The organism is Ruania rhizosphaerae, from assembly GCF_009805705.1.
Lineage (GTDB): Bacteria > Actinomycetota > Actinomycetes > Actinomycetales > Beutenbergiaceae > Ruania > Ruania rhizosphaerae.
Genome location: NZ_VSMB01000001.1, coordinates 417,225 through 434,996, shown reverse-complemented (window position 1 = coordinate 434,996; position 17,772 = coordinate 417,225). Strand labels below are relative to the sequence as shown.

The window sequence follows — 17,772 nt, the reverse complement described above, 5'->3', positions numbered from 1 at the left end:
GTCAGCTGTGCTGGCGGCGCACCCCGCGCACGCACAGCCCGCCGAGGACGAGCGCTGCCAACGCCAGGGCGAGAATCGTCGCGAGGTCAGCGCCGGTGTCTGGGAGCGCGGGCTCGCCGTCCGCGGGCGGGGCGTCGACCGGCGCGGCCTCCACGGTGGTCGTCACCTCGGCCTGCGCGGCGGTGAGGTCGTCGCTACCGGTGTAGGTGGCCATCAGTGTCTGCTCGCCCGCTGTCGTTGGCGTGATCTCACAGCTGGCGCGGCCGTCGGCATCAGTGACGCCGGTGCAGGTCTGGTCGCCGAGCGCGAAAGCGATCTCCTGCCCGGACAGGTCCACATCGGCGGCGTCGCCGCCACCGATGATCTCCGTGGGCACCGCGAACCGGGCCCGGTCACCAGTGGATGCGCTCTCCCCGGTCGGAGCGGTGAGCAGCACGCTCACCGTCACCGGCTCGCCCTCCGTGGCCGCGTCCGGCCCCAGCGCCGCGAGCGTGGTGGCGGTCTTGTCCACATCGGCGGTCGCTGCGGCCGCGGACGGCAGGTAGTCATCGGTGCCGGAGAACTCGGCGCCGTACTCCTGCGCACCGGCGGTCAGGGGTATGACCTCACAGGTCGCGATCCATCCCTCATCGGTCTCGGTGAGCGCCACCTCGGCGCACTCCGCGATCGGCTCACCACCGGCGGTGAAGGTGACCGTTCCCGCGCCGTCGGTCGGGCTGACCGTGGCGGACAGCGTCACCAGTGCCGGGAAGGCGCCCGCTGGGCTCGCGGTGAGGGTCGTCTCGGTCGTAGCGGGCAGCACACTGACATCGCCGGACGCGGAGGAGGACTCGAAGTCATCCGTTCCAGCGTAGGCGACCTGGACGTCACCCGACTGGGCGACGGCGACGGCGTCGAACGCGCACGTGGCCACGCCATCGGCGTCGGTGGTGGCAAGGCACTCCTCACCGGACCAGGTGAAGGTGAGCGACGCGCCTGCCAGCACGGATCCGTCGACCGCGTTCATGAGAGTTCCCGTGAGGGTCACCTGCTCACCCACGGTGACCGTCTCGGGCGCCTCGAGCGCCAGGGTGGTCGGTGCGGGCGCCACTGTGACCTGCGTCGAGCCCTCGGAGGGCTCGTAGTCGGCAGTTCCGTTGTAGGACGCGGTGACCGTGCTCTCGCCGACAGGCAGTGCGGCTGTCGTGCACTCGGCCGTCCACGTGCCCTCGACCTCGGCCAGCGCGATCTCCTCGCAGCCCTCAACCACATCCTCACCGGCCGTGAAGGTGACCGTGCCGGCGCCGGCGGTCGGCGCGATCTGGGCGGTGAAGGTCAGTGGCTCGGTGAACTCGCCGGCGTCCGGGCCGGTGACCTCGGTCGTGGTGGGGGCGGCCGCGATGGTCACCGTCTCCTCGGTCTGCGCCGGGGTGATGTCGGTCGTTCCCGCGAAGGAGACGGAGACGGGAGAGGTCTGGGCCGCCGTCGGGGTGAACGTGCACTCGGCGCTGCCGGGGAAGTCCGTCGTACCCGTGCACGTCTCCCCGTCGAAGGTGAACGTGACCTCAAATCCCTCCAGGGTGGGTGCGAGGCCACCGAATGCAGCGTAGAGGTCCGCGGAAGCGATAAGCGGCTCGCCGACCACGCCGGTGACATCGCCGGTGTAGGTGAGGGTGGCAGGGGCGCGGAGCACCTCAACTGTCGTGGTGTCGGAGGAGGTGAGGTAGTCCGGCGTGCCGCTGTAGGTGGCGACGATCTCGTTCTCGCCGACCGGCAGGGTGGCCGTGGTGCACTCGGCCGTCCAGACACCCTCGACGTCGGCCAGCGCGATCTCCTCGCACCCCTCGATGGCGTCCTCACCTGCGGTGAAGGTCACGGTGCCCTCGCCGTCGGTCGGGCTCACGGTCGCGGCGAGGCTCGCCATGCCCCCGACGACGACCTGCTCGGTACCGGTGAGGGTGGTGGTCGTGGCGGCGGTGCCGACCTGCAGCTGCTCGGTGATCGAGTTCGGCAGGTAGAGCGCGGTGCCCGCCTGGGTGAGCTCGAGTGAAATCGGCCCGGCGACCGGCACCGTCAGTTCGCAGCTGGCGATCCCGTCCTCGTCGGTGGTCGCGATGCAGTCCGCGGAGCTGCTGCCGGCCAGGGTGAACGCGATGTCGATACCGGGGAGCGGGACGTCGCCCTGGGTGAGCAGCGCCGTCGCCGCGACCTCCTCGCCGACCGTGCCCGACTGCGGGCCGGTGTATTCCAGGGTGGTGAGGCGGCGCAGGGCCTCGATCGCGATCGTGTCCGAGGAACCGTCAAAGGTGGCGTCACCGGAGTAGGTGGCCGTGACGTCGTGCTCGCCGACGTCGAAGGCGAAAGAGCAGTTGGCCGTGCCATCGCTGAGGACCACTGACCCGCAGCCCGGGAGGGAGCCCGCGTCGGTGGTGAAGGCGACGGTGCCGGTGGCGCCGGCTGGCACGGTGGCGGTGAACATGACCGCCTCGCCCCAGACGGGGGTGTCGTCGTCGACGTCGAGCGTGGTGGTGCTGGTCTGCTGGGAGACCTGAATGTCGCCGGTCTCGGTGGCGGCCTCGACGGTGGCCGACCCGTCGTAGGTGAGGGTCAGTTCCACCGGCCCGGCAGTGCTCGGCGTGACGGTGCACGAGAAGGAGCCCTCGTCATCGACCGCGCCGGAGCAGTTCTGTCCGTCGAAGGAGAGCGAGACGGTCTCGCCGCTGAGATCGAGCGTCGGGCTGGTCAGCAGCACCGCGAGCTCCAACGGCTCCCCGACCGTCGCCGTGGCAGATCCGGTGTAGGCGAGGGCGGACTGCGCCTTGCCCACAGTGACCTCAAGGCTGTCGCTCGAGGGGAGGTACAGCCAGGACCCGCTGAACTGGGCCAGATAGGAGTGGCTGCCGACCGTCGGCTGGGCGATCGTGCAGATGGCGCTGCCGCCGCTGACGGGCTGGTCGGCGCAGACGGCCCCATCCTCGGAGAAGGCGACGGTCCCGCCGCCAGGGATGGGGGAGACGGCGGCGGTCAGCGTCAGCGACTCGCCGAAGCGCAACGAGGTTGAGCCGGTGAGCGTCGTGGTGGTGGCGATCTCGTTCGGAGTGACGGTCACCGACGCCGTCACGGGCGAGGTGCCGCTGATGCATGCGCCGCCGTCGATGCTCAGGCAGTAGGAGAAGGAGTCCGGCCCGGAGTAGCCGGAGTCAGGGGTGTAGGTGAACGTGCCGTTGTTGGTGGTGCCGAGGGTGCCGTTCGCGGGCTGGGACGTCACCAGGCCGACGTAACTGATGCCACCGGACGGGGCGGGATAGAGCGTGCCACCGTGGGAGGAGTCCGCCGCGACCGTGAACGACTGGTTGCTCAGGGTCGGGTAGACGGCGATCGAGCCGGTGACGGGTGCACTCTTGCACACGCTCTCTTCGGTCTGGACGCAGTAGGTGAAGGTCGCCCGGCCAGTGAAACCAGGATTGGGCGTGAAGGTGAACGAGCCGTCTTGTGATGCGTTCACGCTGCCGCCGGCGGCGTCGAAGACGTCCAGCGGTTCGTCCGTGATGTTGCCGGAATCCACGAGAAGGCCCTCGGAGGCCGGCACGCTCAGCGCCTGACCTTCGAGCGTCTGGTACGACTGCGAGTACAGGTACGGCTGGCCAACGTAGAGGTAGGCCCGCTCCGTGTTCGACACGCACGTGCCACCGGCAGCGAGACAGTACGAGAAATACTGTTCACCGGCGAAGCCCGGGTGTGGGTCGAGGGTGAACGAGCCGTCCGCGTTGACCGCGAGGGTCGACTCTGGCCAGAGGAATTCGCCCTCGACCACCATGACCTCGTAGCCGGCCGCGGCGACGTCGTTGCTCATCACTCCCGGCGCCGGGACGTTGATCGGCGTGTCGATCGGGGAGCCATAGGTGTCGCCATACGCCACCGGAGTAGCCGCCTGCGCGGGAGCCGCAATCGCGACCACCCCCACCAGGACGAGGAACGCTACGACGGCGCTGGAGATGATGCGCGTGAACGACGCGCCGGCGCGCGCAGGCGCGGTGCTGACAGACATGAGACCCCCGGGTCACGATGCAGCCCAGTCGCCACACCCGGGTTATGTCTATCGGGTTCTTGTACGCACGCACAACGATCCGATGTAACGATCAGGTCACGGTGCCCTGTTGGTCTCCGAGGAAGGTTTACCCGCGCGGGATGTTCCGCAGGTTCGACCGCGCCATCGAGACCGCCTCCCCGGCGCCGCCGTTCAGCACGATCTTGCTCAACGCCGTCGCGAACCCGAACACCTGGTCCTTGGTGATCTTGGGTGGGATGGACAGGGCGTTCGGGTCGGTCACCACGTCCACCAGCGAGGGACCGCGGTGGGTCAGCGCCGTCTCGAACGCGCTCTCCAACTCCGCCGGATCATCCACGCGCTGGGTCTGCAGACCCATCGCCGCACCGATTGCCGCGTAGTCCACCGCGGGTACGTCCACCCCGAAGTCGGGCAGCCTGTCCACGAGCATCTCGAGCTTGACCATCCCGAGGGTGGAGTTGTTGAACACCACCACCGTGAGCGGCAAGTCGTACATTACCGCCGTCAGCAGATCGCCGAGCAGCATCGACAGGCCGCCGTCACCAGAGACTGCTATGACCTGCCGGTCGGGGTAGGCGAGCTGGGCGCCGAGCGCTTGCGGCATGGCGTTCGCCATCGACCCGTGCTTGAACGAGCCGATGAGCCGCCGCTTCCCGTTCGGGTTCAGGTAGCGCGCGGTCCACACGTTCCCCATCCCGGTGTCGGCTGTGAATACCGCATCCTCAGCGGCGACCTGGTCCAGTACGGAGGCGGCGTACTCGGGGTGGATCGGGCGCATGTGCTCGACGTCCTTGGTGTAGGCGCCCACGGCCTTGTTCATCAGCCGGTCGTGCTTGTCGAGCATCCTGTCCAGGAACCGGCGGCTGCGCTTGGTCTTGATCGTCGGCAGCAGCGCTTCCAGGGTGGCGGCCACGTCGCCGTGCACCGGGTACTGCACGGCGGTACGCCGCCCGATCACCGCGGCATCGGTGTCTACCTGCGCGGTGGGAACGTCGGGCAGAAACTGGTCGTACGGGAAGTCGGTGCCCAGCAACACGATCAGATCGGCGTCCTCGAGTCCGGCAGCCGCCGCACCGTAGCCCAGCAGTCCGGTCATCCCGACGTCATAGGGGTTCTCGTACTGGATCAGGTCCTTGCCGCGTAGCGAGTGCCCCACGGGCGCCTTGATCTTCTCCGCCAGGTCGACCACCAGCTCGTGGGCGCCCATGGCCCCGTAGCCGACGAAGAGCGCGACATTCTTCGCCTTGTCGATCGCCTCGGCGAGGTTCTGTAAGCAGGCGGGGTCCGGCGTCAGGACGCCGTGGCTGACCGGGGTGTAGGTGGGTGCCTGTGCCGTGGCCTGTTCATCCGCTACGTCACCCGGCAGGGTCACGACGGCGACCCCTCGCTCAGCGAGGGCGTGTGAGATGGCAGCGTGGACCACCCGGGGTGACTGGTCGGTCGTGCTGACCAGCTCGGAGTACACCGAGCATTCGGTGAACAGCCGATCCGGGTGGGTCTCTTGGAAGTATCCCTGCCCGATCTGCGCGGACGGGATATGGCTGGCGATGGCCAGCACGGGCGCACCGGTGCGGTTGGCGTCGTAGAGGCCGTTGATCAGGTGTAGGTTCCCGGGCCCGCATGACCCGGCGCACACGGCGAGCTCCCCGGTGAGCTGGGCATCGGCTGCGGCCGCGAATGCGGCGCTCTCTTCGTGCCGGACGTGGATCCAGTCGATCCCGCCCTCGGCCGATCCGCCGGTGCGGCGCACCGCATCGACGATGGGGTTGAGGCTGTCTCCGACGATACCGTAGATGCGGCGAACGCCTACGGCCTGGAGCTGACTGACGAGCTGCTCAGCAACGTTCATGTCTCGACGCTACGCCGAGATGCGGACGAAATCGACGGTGGAGGGTGAGTCTGTGCCGTGTTTGGCACGGAGTGCGCCCCAGTCGTCAGTTCTGTACGGGCCCGGCCTCCCCCACCGGCTCAGCCCGCCGCATCGACCGGGCCGCCCCGGCCGCGAATGCCGCAGCAACGAGCAACACGACCACGATCATCATCGCCAGCCGCAGCCCGACCTCCTCACCGACGAAACCCAGCAGCGGCGGACCCACGAGGAAGGCCAGGTAGCCACTGGTCGCCACGGCGCTGACCCGCTCGGACGCACGATCCGGGTCGTCCCCGGCTGCCGAGATCGCCACCGGGAAACCAAGGGAGGCTCCCAGCCCCCACAGCACGACCGCCACCCCGGCCACGGCGGCGCTCGGGGAGAAGACCACCACGACGATGCCGGCGATCGCACACACCGCGCTCAAGCGCAGCACGATGGGCCGCCCGAACCGTTCCACGACGGGCCCGCCGAGGAAACGGCCGACAGTCATTGCGGCGGCGAACCCGGCGAAGACGAGGGAACCGCTCGTGGCGGAGACGTCGTGACCGTCCACCATGAGCAGCGGCAGCCAGTCGTTCGCGGATCCCTCGGCGAACGCCATCGCCAGCACGACCACCCCGATCAGCACCAGTCGGCGGTCGCGCCACACGCTGGGGCGAGGCTGCGTCGTCGGGGTGCTCGCCCGGGCACGGACGGAGACCTCGATCCCGGTTCCGGCCACAACCCCCGGGAGCGCCCAGACGGTCAGCCCGGTCATGAGCGCCGCGGCGAGGAGCAGGTGCCAGGCGGGGGAGAAGTCGATCGCGGTCAGGCCGATGCCCGCCAGCGCGCCGATCACCGTGCCCAGGCTGAAGCAGCCGTGCAGGATCGGCAGCACCGGTCGGCCGATCAGCCGCTCCAGCTCAGCGCCGGAGATGTTCAGCCCGATCTCCCCGAGTCCGCCGCCGATCCCGAAGACGAGCAGGCCGGCGAAGACGACCGGCGCGGCCGACCAGAGGGCCCCGAGCCCCACCAGCACCGTCCCGGCGATCACGCACACGGTTCCGACGGCGATCACCGGCCGCGTCCCCCATCGGCGGACGAACCACCCCGAGCTGATCACGCCTGCCATCGAGCCCACGCTGAGGCCGAACAGGATCAACCCCATCTGTGCCGTGGAGGCCTCGACGGCGTCCCGGATCGCGGGCGTGCGCGTCACCCAGGAGGAGAGTCCGATGCCGACGATCAGGATGAGGGCAAAGAGTGAGTAGCGACGACGTCGCAGGGAGGGCATGGAGTTGATCGTAAGAGGGACGCTCGCGTGAGCAGCATTCGAGGGCGTGAGAGATGCGACACGGCCGTCGACGACGAATCACGCTCAGGTGTAGGCGGGCTCGCGTCGCGTGAGTCCGGGAACCCGGTCGAAGTCGCGGTCGAGCGAGACGATCTCGGTGAACCCTGCTTCCAGGGCGGTGGCGGCGTGCACGGCGTCACGCCCTGCGATCGTTGACCGCTCCACGAGATCGACCGTCCGGTCGGTCACGGCCTCGTCGAAGGCGTGCACGACGCACGCTGCCCGGACCTCATGCACCACGGCCACCGCATCAGCACGAGATCCGCGGCACCGTCGAGGATGCGCCGGCAGGCGGCACGGTGTGGACTCTCCCCGCCGACCGCCAGCGCGAGGATCATCGTGTCCACGAAGACCTTCCTGCTCACGTTGCTCGCGGAGTCCCCCGTGCTCATTTCAGGGCGCCACGGTCGAGCTGAGCCTCGAGCGCTGCCTTGGTGTCTGCCCAGTCGGGCGCCTGGTGACCGTCAAGGCACGTAGTCCGGCACCCCGTGCGGTCGCACCGCCTCCCGGTACCGCTCCACCAGGTCCCGCCACCCGAAACTCTCACCGAACTCGGGCGAATACACGGCCTCGGTGAAGTGCCAGAGCAGGTATGGGTGTGCGCCGAGCAGATACAGCGCCTCGTAGTCGCGGGCGGCGAAGGCCGCATGCTCCGCCTGGGTGAGCCGCCTATCGTCGGCAGGTCGATCTGTGGCCGCGTCCTCCGTCAGCCACTCATCCAGGAACGCGCCCGGATCGGCCACGTACGCGGCCACGGCCGCATCGCTCATCTCCACCGCACGCATGAACTTGTCGATCATGTACTTGCTCATCGCGCCCTCCATAGGAAGAACGGGCTGGAGGCGAAGCGGCTCGGTGTCGCCTCGGCCAGGTCCGCTCCGCGCCCCTGCATCGCCGCCAGTGCGGCGATCACATTCACGTACTGGTAGGTCACGTTGCCGGCGTCCATCAACCGCTCGTATCGGCAGCCGTCGATCGCGGCCTCCAGGTCCCCGTCCCGCATCCAGGCGACGGCCTCGGCGTCGAAGTCCGGGTCCGGGGAGCCGTGGAACTGCTTCGGGCCGCCGATGTCGGTGGCCATGTGCCCTGAGGTGAGGATTGCCACCCGGGCGTCGCTCTCCCAGTTCTCGATCGTGGACCGCAGGTGCTCGCCCAGCACCGCGAACCGGCGCGGGCTCGGCAACGGCGGCAGCGTGGCGTTCACATGGATCGGCACCACCGGGATGTCCAGCTCCGGCGTCAGGTACTGCAGCGGGATCATGAACCCGTGGTCCAGGCGCCACTCGTGCGAGATCCCGAAGTCGATCGCCTCCGTGAGCACCTCCCGCCCGGTGATCTCGTCCGCCAGCTCCCGGTGGCCGGTCACCTCGCCGTACTCGAGCCCGAAGGTGCGCACCTCGTTCTCGTAGGTGCCGTGATAGTGCTCGGCCTTGCCGACGATGAACGCGGGCACGTTCTCCAGGAAGAACTGGCGGATGTGGTCGGTGCCGATCAGCACGATCACGTCCACACCCAGTTCGGTGATCGCCCTGCGGATCAGCGCGAAGTTTGCAGCGACCCCAGCGAGATCGTCCGGTGCCGGCTCGGTCATCGCCCGCCACAGCAGCGGGTTGTGCGGCGTCGCCGCCGCCATCACCAGCCGGGCCATCAGTCCTCCAGCCCGAACAGGGTGCGGGCGTTCTCCAGCAGGATCTTGCGGCGAGAGGTCTCCTTCATGCCCAGCTCGCCGAACTCCGCCATCCACCGGTCCACCGTCAGCACCGGCCAGTCCGATCCGAACAGCACCCGGTCGGTGATGAGGGAGTCGGCATACCGGATCACCTCCGGCGGCAGGTACTTGGGCGCCCAGCCGGACAGGTCCAGGTACACGTTCGACTTGTGCCACACCATCGCCAGGTTCTCCAGGTGCCACGGCCACGCCGGGTGCGCACTGATGATCTTCAGCTCCGGGAACTCCGCCGCCACATCGTCCACGTACGGCACCGGACGAGCCAGCTCCAGCCGGTACCCGCCACCCCCCGGCGTCCCGGCACCGGCCCCCGGGAACCCGGAGTGGAACATCACCACCAGGCCCAGCTCGGCACAGACCTCCCAGATCGGGAAGAACCGCCGATCGTTCGGGGCGAACTTCTGCCGGGACGGGTTCAGCTCACCCACCCCTTTGATCCCGTACTCGGCATGCATCCGGCGGATCTCCGCCACGGCCGCCTCACCCTTCCACGGGTCGATACCCGCGAAGGAGAGGAACACATCCGGGTGATCGCGTTGCGCCTTGCCGAGCAGATCGTTCGGGGCGCCGCGGATCCCCGACGTCGTCTCCGAGTCCGAGTTCACGATCACGGCCATCATTCGGCGCTCGCGGTACTGGTCGGCCTGCTCGGCGAAGGAGACCACCGGTCGCTCCCGTCCGAAATGCTTCGCCATCTGCCGGTGCCGTGAGCCCATGGCCGCGAGGAACTCCTCGGTCTGCGGGTGGGTGTGCACGTCGATCGCCACGATGTCACGCATGGGTGGGTGCCTCCGTCGTCAGTAGGTCGGCGTTGCCCTCGCCCAGTCCGGGCGGAGGAGCCAGCCGACGGCGTCCGCTCGCCGAGAATCCGACGCTCGGCCTGGGCATGGGCTTCGTCGAGCCATCCGGCAACGGCACGTTCTCCACGAGCTCCATCGCCGCGATCTGGGGGTCGTCGAACAGGTCGGCCACCGTGTTCAGCGGGCCGTGTGGGATGTCGTGCTCGGCGAGCCGGTCCAGCCAGTGCTGCCGCGGTCTCGTGGCAGCGATCACCTTCAGTTCGGCGTCGAGATCGTCGTAGTGCCGTACGCGGCCCTCCCTGCTGGCGAACCGCGGATCCTCGGCGAGGTCCGGCCGCTCGAGCACCTCCAGCAGTCCCAGCCAGAACTTCTCGGGCACGGACATGTGCACGACGAAAGCTCCGCCGTCGGAGCCCTTCAGTGCATACGCCTGCGCACGGCGCGGGCGGGAGTCCGGGTGCGCCACGGCACCGGTCTCCAGGTAGGTGGAGGCGGCCTCGGTGAGGAAGTCCAGCAGCGCGCCCACCATGGAGACACTGACGTGCTCTCCGGTGCCCCGTTCGGTGCGGGCGTGCAATGCGGCGAGGATCGACTGCGCGGCAGACATCCCGGAGAGCAGATCCGAGAACGCCGGGCCGAGTGGACGCAGCGTGCTCTCCGGGACCACCTGGCTGTACATGCCACCGATCGCGGAGACCACGGTGTCATAGCTGGGGCGGCCCGCGAGCGGCCCGGTGGCGCCGAAGCCGGTGATCGAGCAGGTGATGAGCGACGGCGCGATCTCGCGGAGCCGGTCGGGCCCGAAGCCGAGCCGCTCGGCCACGCCCGGACGGAAGTTCTCGATCAGCACGTCCGCCTCCCGCGCCAGGTTGAGCAGCTGGGCGAGGCCCTCACTGGTCTTCAGGTCCAGCGTCACGGCTCGCTTGCCCCGGTTGTAGGCGGCGAACTGCGGGCTCATCTCGCCCGAACCCTCCCAACGTCGCATCGGGTCACCGGCCGGGGACTCCACCTTGATCACCTCGGCGCCCAGGTCGGCGAGGATCTTCGCCGCATAGGGCCCGGAGATGTACTGGCCCAGCTCGACCACCCGGATTCCGGCCAGTGGTCCGTGGCCTGGGTCGTTCGTCATGTCGTGGATTCCTCTCGGTCCTCGGCACTGAGGCGGTCGGGGCGCTCGTCCAGAACGATCGCCCCCTCATGATGCAGCAGGAGGTACAGGGGCACGGCGCGGGTGACCAGCGCGGTGACCGGGCACCGGTCGCGCGCCTCCCGGGCCAGGTCGATGGCCTGGTCCGGCGCTGCCTCGCTGTGCACACGCAGATCGGCCACGAACCACGGCGGATATGCCGGAGTGTCGTCCACGCGATGCTCACCCCGCAGATCCAGGGCCGTGCGCACCTCCAGCTCGATCTCGGCCAGCGGCACGTGCGCGGCCGCCCAGGTCTTCGCCGACCAGCCCAGCAGGCACCCTGCCACGGAGGTGAGCAGGTAACGCATCGGGCTCGGCCCGCTCTCGTGCCCGCCCCGTTCGGTCGCCTCGTCCACCCGCAACCGCCAGTCGGTGCCGTACTGGCGGAACGTGGTCAGCACGGCAGTGTCGCGTTCCAGAGTGGCGCGGACCGAGGGCCTCATGACGGCGGAGGCCGGCTGTCGCAGGCTCCTCGCCGTGAGCGTCGAGAGGGAGTCGCGCAACCTGTCGGCGTCGACGTCAGACATCGATGATCACCTTCCCGTGCCGGGGGGCAGCGAATGCCGCGTAGGCGGAGTGAATGTCGTCGAGGGGGAAGCGTTGCGCGATCGGTACGTGCACGGCACCCTGACGCACGAGCTCCAGTCCACGGGTGACTTGATCGAAGGTCGCGCTGGCCACACCGACCAGGCGGCGGCGCTGGAGATAGAAGGCGTGAGCGTCCACGTGGAGGTCGGCGTCTACGGAGGCCGCGCAGAACACCGCTCGGCCGCACCAGCCCAGCAGTGCGACCGCCTGAGCGAGCAGGGCGGCGCTTCCGCTGGTGTCGATCACCACGTCGAAGCGGTCCGATGGCGTCACGGCACCCGCGAGGTCCGACGTCGGGCCGGTGACGATCTCACGGACCCCGGCGGGGAGGTCTGGAACCGGGTGCCGGGAGGCCGCGGTGACCGAGGTGCCCAGGTGGCGGCCGATGTCGAGCGCCACGCGCCCGAGCACCCCACCGGCGCCGGTGACCAGCACCCGCTCGCCGACGCGGACGTCGGCAGCGTCGAAAGCGTTCAGCACGATCGGCACACTGTGTACGGCCGCCGTGGCGGTCGCGGCCGGCAGGCCGTGCCTGGGGAACACCACGCTGAGGGGAACGGCCACGGCCTCGCACGCTCCGCCGTCGCGATGGACGCCGAGGACCTCCTGCGCAGGGCACTCCGACTCGCGGTGCTCGCCGCACCACCGGCAGTGGCCGCACGGGATGTTGGGTTTGGCCACGACTTCCGAGCCGATCAGGTTGGCGTCGACCCCCGCTCCCACGGCGGCGACGGTGCCTGCCGGGTCGAGCCCGAGGGTGCGGGGCAGGCGGGCCGCGGCGCCCGGTCCGGCCCCAGCGATCACGTTGAGGTCCAGCTGATTGACCCCGACGGTCTCTACGCGCAGGAGCACCTCGCCGGCTGCTGGGGCGGGCGCGGCGACGTCGCCGACGCGCACACCGTCATCGGTCATCACTGCTGCTCGCACGATCCACCGCCTCCACCTTGAGATTGGATCCAATATCCAGAACCGTACTCGACGGTGAGCCGACGGTCCACTCCGATCACCATAGACATTGGCCCGTATTTTTGGATACGGTATCCAGAAGTCGCAGGCATCGTCGCTTGGACGGTGCCGTGTGCGAGCCATTGCACGAAGGAGCATCATGCGCAGAGTTGCCAGATCAACCGCTATTTGTGCTGCAGGACTGGTGGCCGCAGCGGCGCTCGCCAGTTGCACTGAGCCGTCGACGTCGTCGGACCCGGTGGAACTTCCTGAGGGAGAGCCCGCTGCCGCCGAAGACACGGACATCACCGTGGCGATTCCGTTTCCGGACACCACGATGTACTCGATGTACGTGGTGGCCTCGGACCTGGGCTACTACGAAGAGGAGGGCCTCGAGGTCGAGGTGATCACCGCAGACAACGTCACCGCCGCCGTGGCGAGCGGCAGCGCCGATATCGGTGTGGAGAGCACCGGCACCGTGATCGAGGCGATCCGGGGTGGAGTCGAGGTGGAGCTTGTCTCCGGGCACTACTGCCGGCAGAACTTCGACTTCGCGGTGCAGTCCGGAATCGAGTCGGCCGAGGACCTCGCCGGAACGTCCGTGACGCTCGCCGGATCCCCCGGAGACCCGGCCGAGTTCCAGCGCCGTCAGGTGCTGGCTGAGGAAGGCTGGGACCTGGAAGGCATCGATGTTGAGGTTGTCTACCCCGGGCCCGGTTCGGAGTCGTGGACCGAGTTCTTCGTCAACGACCGGATCACGCTGCAGCCGTTCTACGCCGACGACCGTGCCGCCCTGGAGGCGCACGATGCGCAGATCATCGTCGAGGCGCTGCGGAACTGGGCCAACGATGTCCAGGTGGCCGGCACCGATTGGTTGGCTGAGAACCCGAACACGATGGTGCGGTTCCTCCGCGCCACGTTGCGTGGCGTGGAGACCATCGTGGCGCCCGCCCCCGGCGAGCAGCCGGAGAACGCAGACCAGGTGCTCGACATCTACGAGGCGAACGACTTCGATGTCAGCGAGCTGAGGGACTCCGACAGTCTCTGGCGGCTGGATGCCCATCTCACCTGCCAGAACCTCTACTTCGATCAAGAGGCGTGGGACGTCACCATCGACACCCAGGACCTGGAAGATCTGGAGTTCGACAGTAGCCAGTTGGTCTACATGGAGCGGGCTCAGGAGTTGCTGGGCCTCGACAACACCGGACCGGAGACGCTGCCCTACCCCTGATTGCGCTGACCACCGCCACGAGGGTGGCCTGAGTGTTGCCGAATCGCTTCGGAGCGACACTCAGGCCACCCTCGCTGCGGTCGTCAGAGGCTCAGGGGTCTCAGGGGTCTCAGGTCGGCGTTGACGTTCTCGGTAGTTGCCGGCGGTGGACCTGACGCACCCTGATGGAACCAACGCCCGAGCTAGCCGGGGGTCCCCGGGCTAGGCAGCGAGGAACGCCCGTACGCGTTCGATGAGCAGCGCGGCTGCGTCTGGATCGTACGCGTCGAGTGAGGAGTCAGCGAAAAGGTGCTGGTCGCCGGGATAGACGAACAACTCGGCCGCAGCTGTGGAGCCGGCGAGCTCGCGGGCAGCGGGCAGGTCCTCGTCAAAGAACTCGTCATCTTGCTTGCCGTGGATCTGCACCGGCACCGCGGGGGGCCATGTCTTCCCGAACTCAGAGGTCGGGATGCAGGAGTCGATGAGCACGGCGCCGCGGGCGCCGCTCCGGGTCTGCGCGAGCCGTTGGGCGATCGTCACGCCGAAGGAGAATCCGGCGTAGACGAGCTCGGGCTGCAGTTCGTTGGCCGCAGCGATGCCGCGTTCCTGTATCGAGGCGAATCCGGCCCCACGTGCGAACCCGAAGCCCTCCTCAATGCTGCCAAACGTGCGGCCCTCGAACAGGTCGGGCGTGTGCACGGTATGCCCTGCCAGTCGCAGAGTGTCGGCGAAGGCCCGGACCCCGTCCGTCAGTCCCTGAATGTGGTGGTACAGCAGCACGTCAGCCATGGTGACGGCCTCCCTGGATAAATGATCGAAAAATATGGAACGTTCGACGATGCTAGTCTAGGCTGCCGTGGCCGACAATCCTCCGGACTACGAGCTCGCCGATCGGATGACGCTCACGAGCCCGGCTCAGGTGAAGGCCATCGGTCACCCACTACGCACCACGATCTTGCAACTTCTCCACGAACGGGCCGCCACTGTCACCGAGCTAGCTCTCGTGGTCAAGCGCCCCAAGAGCACAGTCGCGCACCACGTCGACGTACTCGCCCGCAACGGCCTCCTCCGCGTGGTGCGCACGCGCAGGATACGAGCGATCGAGGAGCGCTTCTACGGACGTACCGCGCGCATGTTCCACGTGGCAGCGGAGCCTTCGCCCGCCGGCGTAGAGATGCCACGTGACTTCAACGACTTCGAGGTGGCTGCACGCGAATCCGCGACGGCGTTCGAGCAGCGAAAGCTCTGGGGCTTCATCCGGCATGCCCGCATTTCAGAAGATCAGGCCAATGCGTTCTGGGACCGGATGACTGAACTGGTTGATGAGTTTGACCGCATCCCGAGGTCCGGCGACACCGTGTTCGGGTTCGCTATCGGCATCTACCCGACCGACTACCCGACATTGCCCACAGTGGAGTGAATCGCCCTGTAGGCCTTCGTGACGGCTGGCCCGGGCGCCGCATGGCTGGCTCCATCGCTCGTCGAGTCTGGGCTCCGCGACGCCACAGGCCCCGGTGGGCCACGTGGACCGGCGGTTCAGTAGCCGCGGTTCGGCTCACTGCCGGGGCTAGGACGCCGCAGCGGTCCGCTCGTCGTGCCAGGGCGCCAGCTTGCGCTGCAGCAGCCCGATCAGGCTCAGCGTCAGGTTGGCGATGATCACCATCACCACCACCATCGCGAGCGCCTCGTCCATCTCGAACTGGTACGCGGCCTGCTCGAGCATGTGCCCGAGACCGCCGGTGCCACCGAGGAACTCACCGAGTACCTCACCGGTGAATCCCAGCGCAGCACCACGCCGGATCCCCGCCAGGCTGAACGGGAGCGTGGCCGGGAAGATCACCTTCCAGCCGAGCGCCGGCCCGCGCACCCCGAACACCCGGGCGGCGCGCACGAGCGAGGGGGAGACCGTGACCGCGCCCTCCATGGTGTTCAGCAGGATCGGGAACACCGCGAGCAGGAACGTCAGCGCGATCTTCGACTCGCTGCCCAGCCCGAGCGCGAGGATGATCACCGGCGCGAGCGCCACCTTCGGGGTGGAGTAGAGCAGCCACAGGAACGGCGCCACCGTGAAGCGCAGCACCGGTGACCAGCCCACGGCCAGCCCGACCACCACGCCAACAACGATCGCCAGGGCGAGCCCGACCACCACGTTGCCCATGCTGAACGCGAACGCCTGCCAGAACTCGCCCTCGACGAGCAGGGCGAGGAACGCCGTCAGGACCTTCGATGGGGGCGGGAGGAAGGCCTCGGGGACCAGTCCCGCGCGCACCACGGCTTCCCACACGGCAAGGATGGCCAGCACCACGGCGATGAGCAGGAACGTCCAGCGGGCCTCGCCTCGCTGTGCGGTCCCACGACGGCGACCGGTTGCCCTGAGCGCCGGCAGTTGCGTCTGGATGCTCATGAGTGCCCTTTCCTGGTCCAGGGGGCCACGAGGCGTTCGACCAGCGTGATGACCCGGGTCATGCCGACGCTCCAGATGACCACGATTCCGATCGCTGCGTAGGCCTGGTCGGTCTGGTACGTGTTCGAGGCCTTGATGATCAGTGCTCCCATGCCGGTGGCCGAGCCGGCCAGCTCGGCCACGGTCATCCCGATGGTGGCGAGCACCACGGCCTGGCGGAGCCCGGCGAACAGGAACGGTGTGGTCGAGGGCAGATAGATCGACCGGTACAACTGGAAGCGGTTCGCCCCGTAGACCTGGCCGGCACGGATGAGCGAGGCGCTGGTGGTGCGCATCCCGGCGGCCACGTTGAGCAGGATGGGGAAGACGGCGCTGATGGTCACCAGGAAGACGACCGGGCCGATGCCGAAGCCGAACCACGCCTTGGCCAGCGGTTGATAGGCGATAGAGGGGGTGGCGTAGATTGTCCAGGCGATCGGACTGGTGACGCGGTCGACCGGCAGGGACGTGCCCATCAGAAGCCCGACCGGGATGGCGGTCACCACAGCGATCGCGAAACCGGTCAGCCACGCCTGGACCGAGATCGGAGCGTTCGCGGTGAGTGCGCCGGTGCTGACCAGCTCACCGAACCCGGTGGCGATCGCCAGCGGTGGTGGGACGAAGACGGGGTTGATCCACCCCAGCACGCCCACCACGAGCTGCCACAGTGCCAGCATCACCAGCACCTCGACGGCGATGACGGCGGCCTTGCCGCGTGTGCTCAGCCCGGCGAGCCAGGCGCCGGGCCCGCGCTGGCGCAATCCCGGGCCGCTGGCGAGCAGGGTGCTCATGAGGACGACCTCGTCGCGGCGGCCGTCGCCTCGCCGCGTAGCGCCTCCCACAGGTGGTCGCGCAGTTCGAGGAAGCGGGCATCGCTCTGGATGCTGCGCTCCGACCGGGGACGCTCGATCCCGGTGGTGAGCACCTCCTTGACCGCACCCGGGTGGGACTTGAACACCACGATCCGATCGCCGAGCAGGATCGCCTCCTCGATGGAGTGGGTGATGAACAGGACGGTCTTGCCGGTGGCGGTGATCAGGCGCTCGATCTCCTCCCGCATCACCTCCCGGGTGAGGGCGTCCACCGCGCCGAGCGGTTCGTCCATCAGCAGGATCCGCGGCTCGGCCACGATCGCCCGGGCCAGGCCCACCCGCTGCTGCATCCCGCCGGAGAGTTCGCGCGGGTAGGACTGCTCGAAGCCGGCAAGACCGACCGTCTCGATCGCCTCCTGCACGCGCTCGCGCCATCCGGTCCCGCGCAGGTGCGGTTGCATCTCCAGGCCGAAGCGCACGTTGTCGATCACCGTGCGCCACGGCAGCAGCGCGTAGTCCTGGAAGACCACCGCGCGATCGGGACCAGGCCCGGTGACTGGCTTGCCGTCCACCAGCACCTGCCCGTGCGAGGGCGCAACCAGACCGGCGACCACGTTCATGAAGGTGGTCTTCCCGCAGCCCGAGGGGCCCAGCACGGTGACGAACTCGCCGTCGGTGACGTCGAGGTTCACATCCTCGATCGCGACCAGAGAACCTCCGGTACGTCGGTGGGAGTAGTGCACCGCGAGGTCACGCACCTGGATCAGGGGAGTGCCGACGTCGGTGTCCGCGCTGGTCATGG

Annotated in this window: 16 protein-coding genes; 2 read left to right on the top strand and 14 right to left on the bottom strand. The window is 68.6% G+C overall.

Translation table 11 applies throughout. The features are described from left to right. Position 1: 1 nt before the first annotated feature. The 10 genes from FV560_RS01820 to FV560_RS01775 all read right to left on the bottom strand — a co-directional run bounded on the left by FV560_RS01820 (position 2) and on the right by FV560_RS01775 (position 12,487). A complete protein-coding gene (locus tag FV560_RS01820) occupies positions 2-4,027 on the bottom strand; it encodes an Ig-like domain repeat protein (protein WP_159618683.1) in 4,026 nt (1,341 codons plus the stop codon). Between the two features lie 127 nt (positions 4,028-4,154). After that, positions 4,155-5,897, bottom strand: coding sequence for a pyruvate dehydrogenase (locus FV560_RS01815; RefSeq protein WP_159618681.1), 1,743 nt, complete (start codon positions 5,895-5,897; stop codon positions 4,155-4,157). Positions 5,898-5,982: 85 nt separating this feature from the next. Beyond that, positions 5,983-7,194 carry an MFS transporter gene (locus FV560_RS01810; RefSeq protein WP_159618679.1) on the bottom strand — a complete coding sequence of 404 codons (1,212 nt, stop codon included), beginning with the start codon at positions 7,192-7,194 and terminating at the stop codon, positions 5,983-5,985. 84 nt (positions 7,195-7,278) lie between these two features. Then, positions 7,279-7,500, bottom strand: coding sequence for a type II toxin-antitoxin system VapC family toxin (locus tag FV560_RS01805; protein ID WP_235019859.1), 222 nt, complete (start codon positions 7,498-7,500; stop codon positions 7,279-7,281). Positions 7,501-7,718: 218 nt separating this feature from the next. After that, a complete protein-coding gene (locus FV560_RS01800) occupies positions 7,719-8,066 on the bottom strand; it encodes a hypothetical protein (RefSeq protein ID WP_159618676.1) in 348 nt (115 codons plus the stop codon). After that, a complete protein-coding gene (locus tag FV560_RS01795; RefSeq protein WP_159618675.1) occupies positions 8,063-8,902 on the bottom strand; it encodes a DODA-type extradiol aromatic ring-opening family dioxygenase in 840 nt (279 codons plus the stop codon). Before FV560_RS01795 ends, FV560_RS01800 begins: the two co-directional genes overlap by 4 nt. Then, on the bottom strand, positions 8,902-9,762 hold the full coding sequence (locus FV560_RS01790; protein WP_159618673.1) for an amidohydrolase family protein: 861 nt from the start codon (positions 9,760-9,762) through the stop codon (positions 8,902-8,904). The genes FV560_RS01795 and FV560_RS01790 overlap by 1 nt, the downstream gene beginning before the upstream one ends. Then, positions 9,755-10,912: a CaiB/BaiF CoA transferase family protein gene (locus tag FV560_RS01785; protein ID WP_159618671.1), complete on the bottom strand. Its 1,158-nt coding sequence runs from the start codon at positions 10,910-10,912 to the stop codon at positions 9,755-9,757. Before FV560_RS01785 ends, FV560_RS01790 begins: the two co-directional genes overlap by 8 nt. Continuing rightward, complete coding sequence (locus tag FV560_RS01780; protein ID WP_159618669.1) at positions 10,909-11,499, bottom strand: OsmC family protein; 591 nt, start codon at positions 11,497-11,499, stop codon at positions 10,909-10,911. The genes FV560_RS01785 and FV560_RS01780 overlap by 4 nt, the downstream gene beginning before the upstream one ends. Further along, entirely contained in the window at positions 11,492-12,487 is a 996-nt protein-coding gene (locus FV560_RS01775; protein WP_159618667.1) for an alcohol dehydrogenase catalytic domain-containing protein, read from the bottom strand. The genes FV560_RS01780 and FV560_RS01775 overlap by 8 nt, the downstream gene beginning before the upstream one ends. A 178-nt stretch (positions 12,488-12,665) precedes the next feature. Here FV560_RS01775 and FV560_RS01770 point away from each other — a divergent pair, with 178 nt between their 5' ends. Further along, entirely contained in the window at positions 12,666-13,736 is a 1,071-nt protein-coding gene (locus FV560_RS01770; RefSeq protein ID WP_159618665.1) for an ABC transporter substrate-binding protein, read from the top strand. A 201-nt stretch (positions 13,737-13,937) separates the two neighbouring features. Here the strand turns inward: FV560_RS01770 and FV560_RS01765 are convergent, their stop codons facing one another. Continuing rightward, positions 13,938-14,504, bottom strand: a complete 567-nt coding sequence (locus FV560_RS01765; protein WP_159618663.1) for a dienelactone hydrolase family protein — start codon at positions 14,502-14,504, stop codon at positions 13,938-13,940. Positions 14,505-14,571: 67 nt separating this feature from the next. On the opposite strand from FV560_RS01765, the gene FV560_RS01760 reads away from it, so the two are divergent. After that, positions 14,572-15,135 (top strand): ArsR/SmtB family transcription factor, encoded by a 564-nt coding sequence (locus FV560_RS01760; RefSeq protein WP_235019858.1) that lies wholly within the window; start codon positions 14,572-14,574, stop codon positions 15,133-15,135. Positions 15,136-15,282: 147 nt separating this feature from the next. Here FV560_RS01760 and FV560_RS01755 read toward each other — a convergent pair whose 3' ends face one another. The 3 genes from FV560_RS01755 to FV560_RS01745 are packed head-to-tail and all read right to left on the bottom strand — an operon-like array spanning position 15,283 to position 17,770. Continuing rightward, positions 15,283-16,119, bottom strand: a complete 837-nt coding sequence (locus FV560_RS01755; protein WP_159618661.1) for an ABC transporter permease — start codon at positions 16,117-16,119, stop codon at positions 15,283-15,285. Next, entirely contained in the window at positions 16,116-16,949 is an 834-nt protein-coding gene (locus FV560_RS01750; RefSeq protein ID WP_159618659.1) for an ABC transporter permease, read from the bottom strand. The genes FV560_RS01755 and FV560_RS01750 overlap by 4 nt, the downstream gene beginning before the upstream one ends. Beyond that, complete coding sequence (locus FV560_RS01745; protein WP_159618657.1) at positions 16,946-17,770, bottom strand: ABC transporter ATP-binding protein; 825 nt, start codon at positions 17,768-17,770, stop codon at positions 16,946-16,948. The genes FV560_RS01750 and FV560_RS01745 overlap by 4 nt, the downstream gene beginning before the upstream one ends. Between the last annotated feature and the right edge of the window lie 2 nt (positions 17,771-17,772).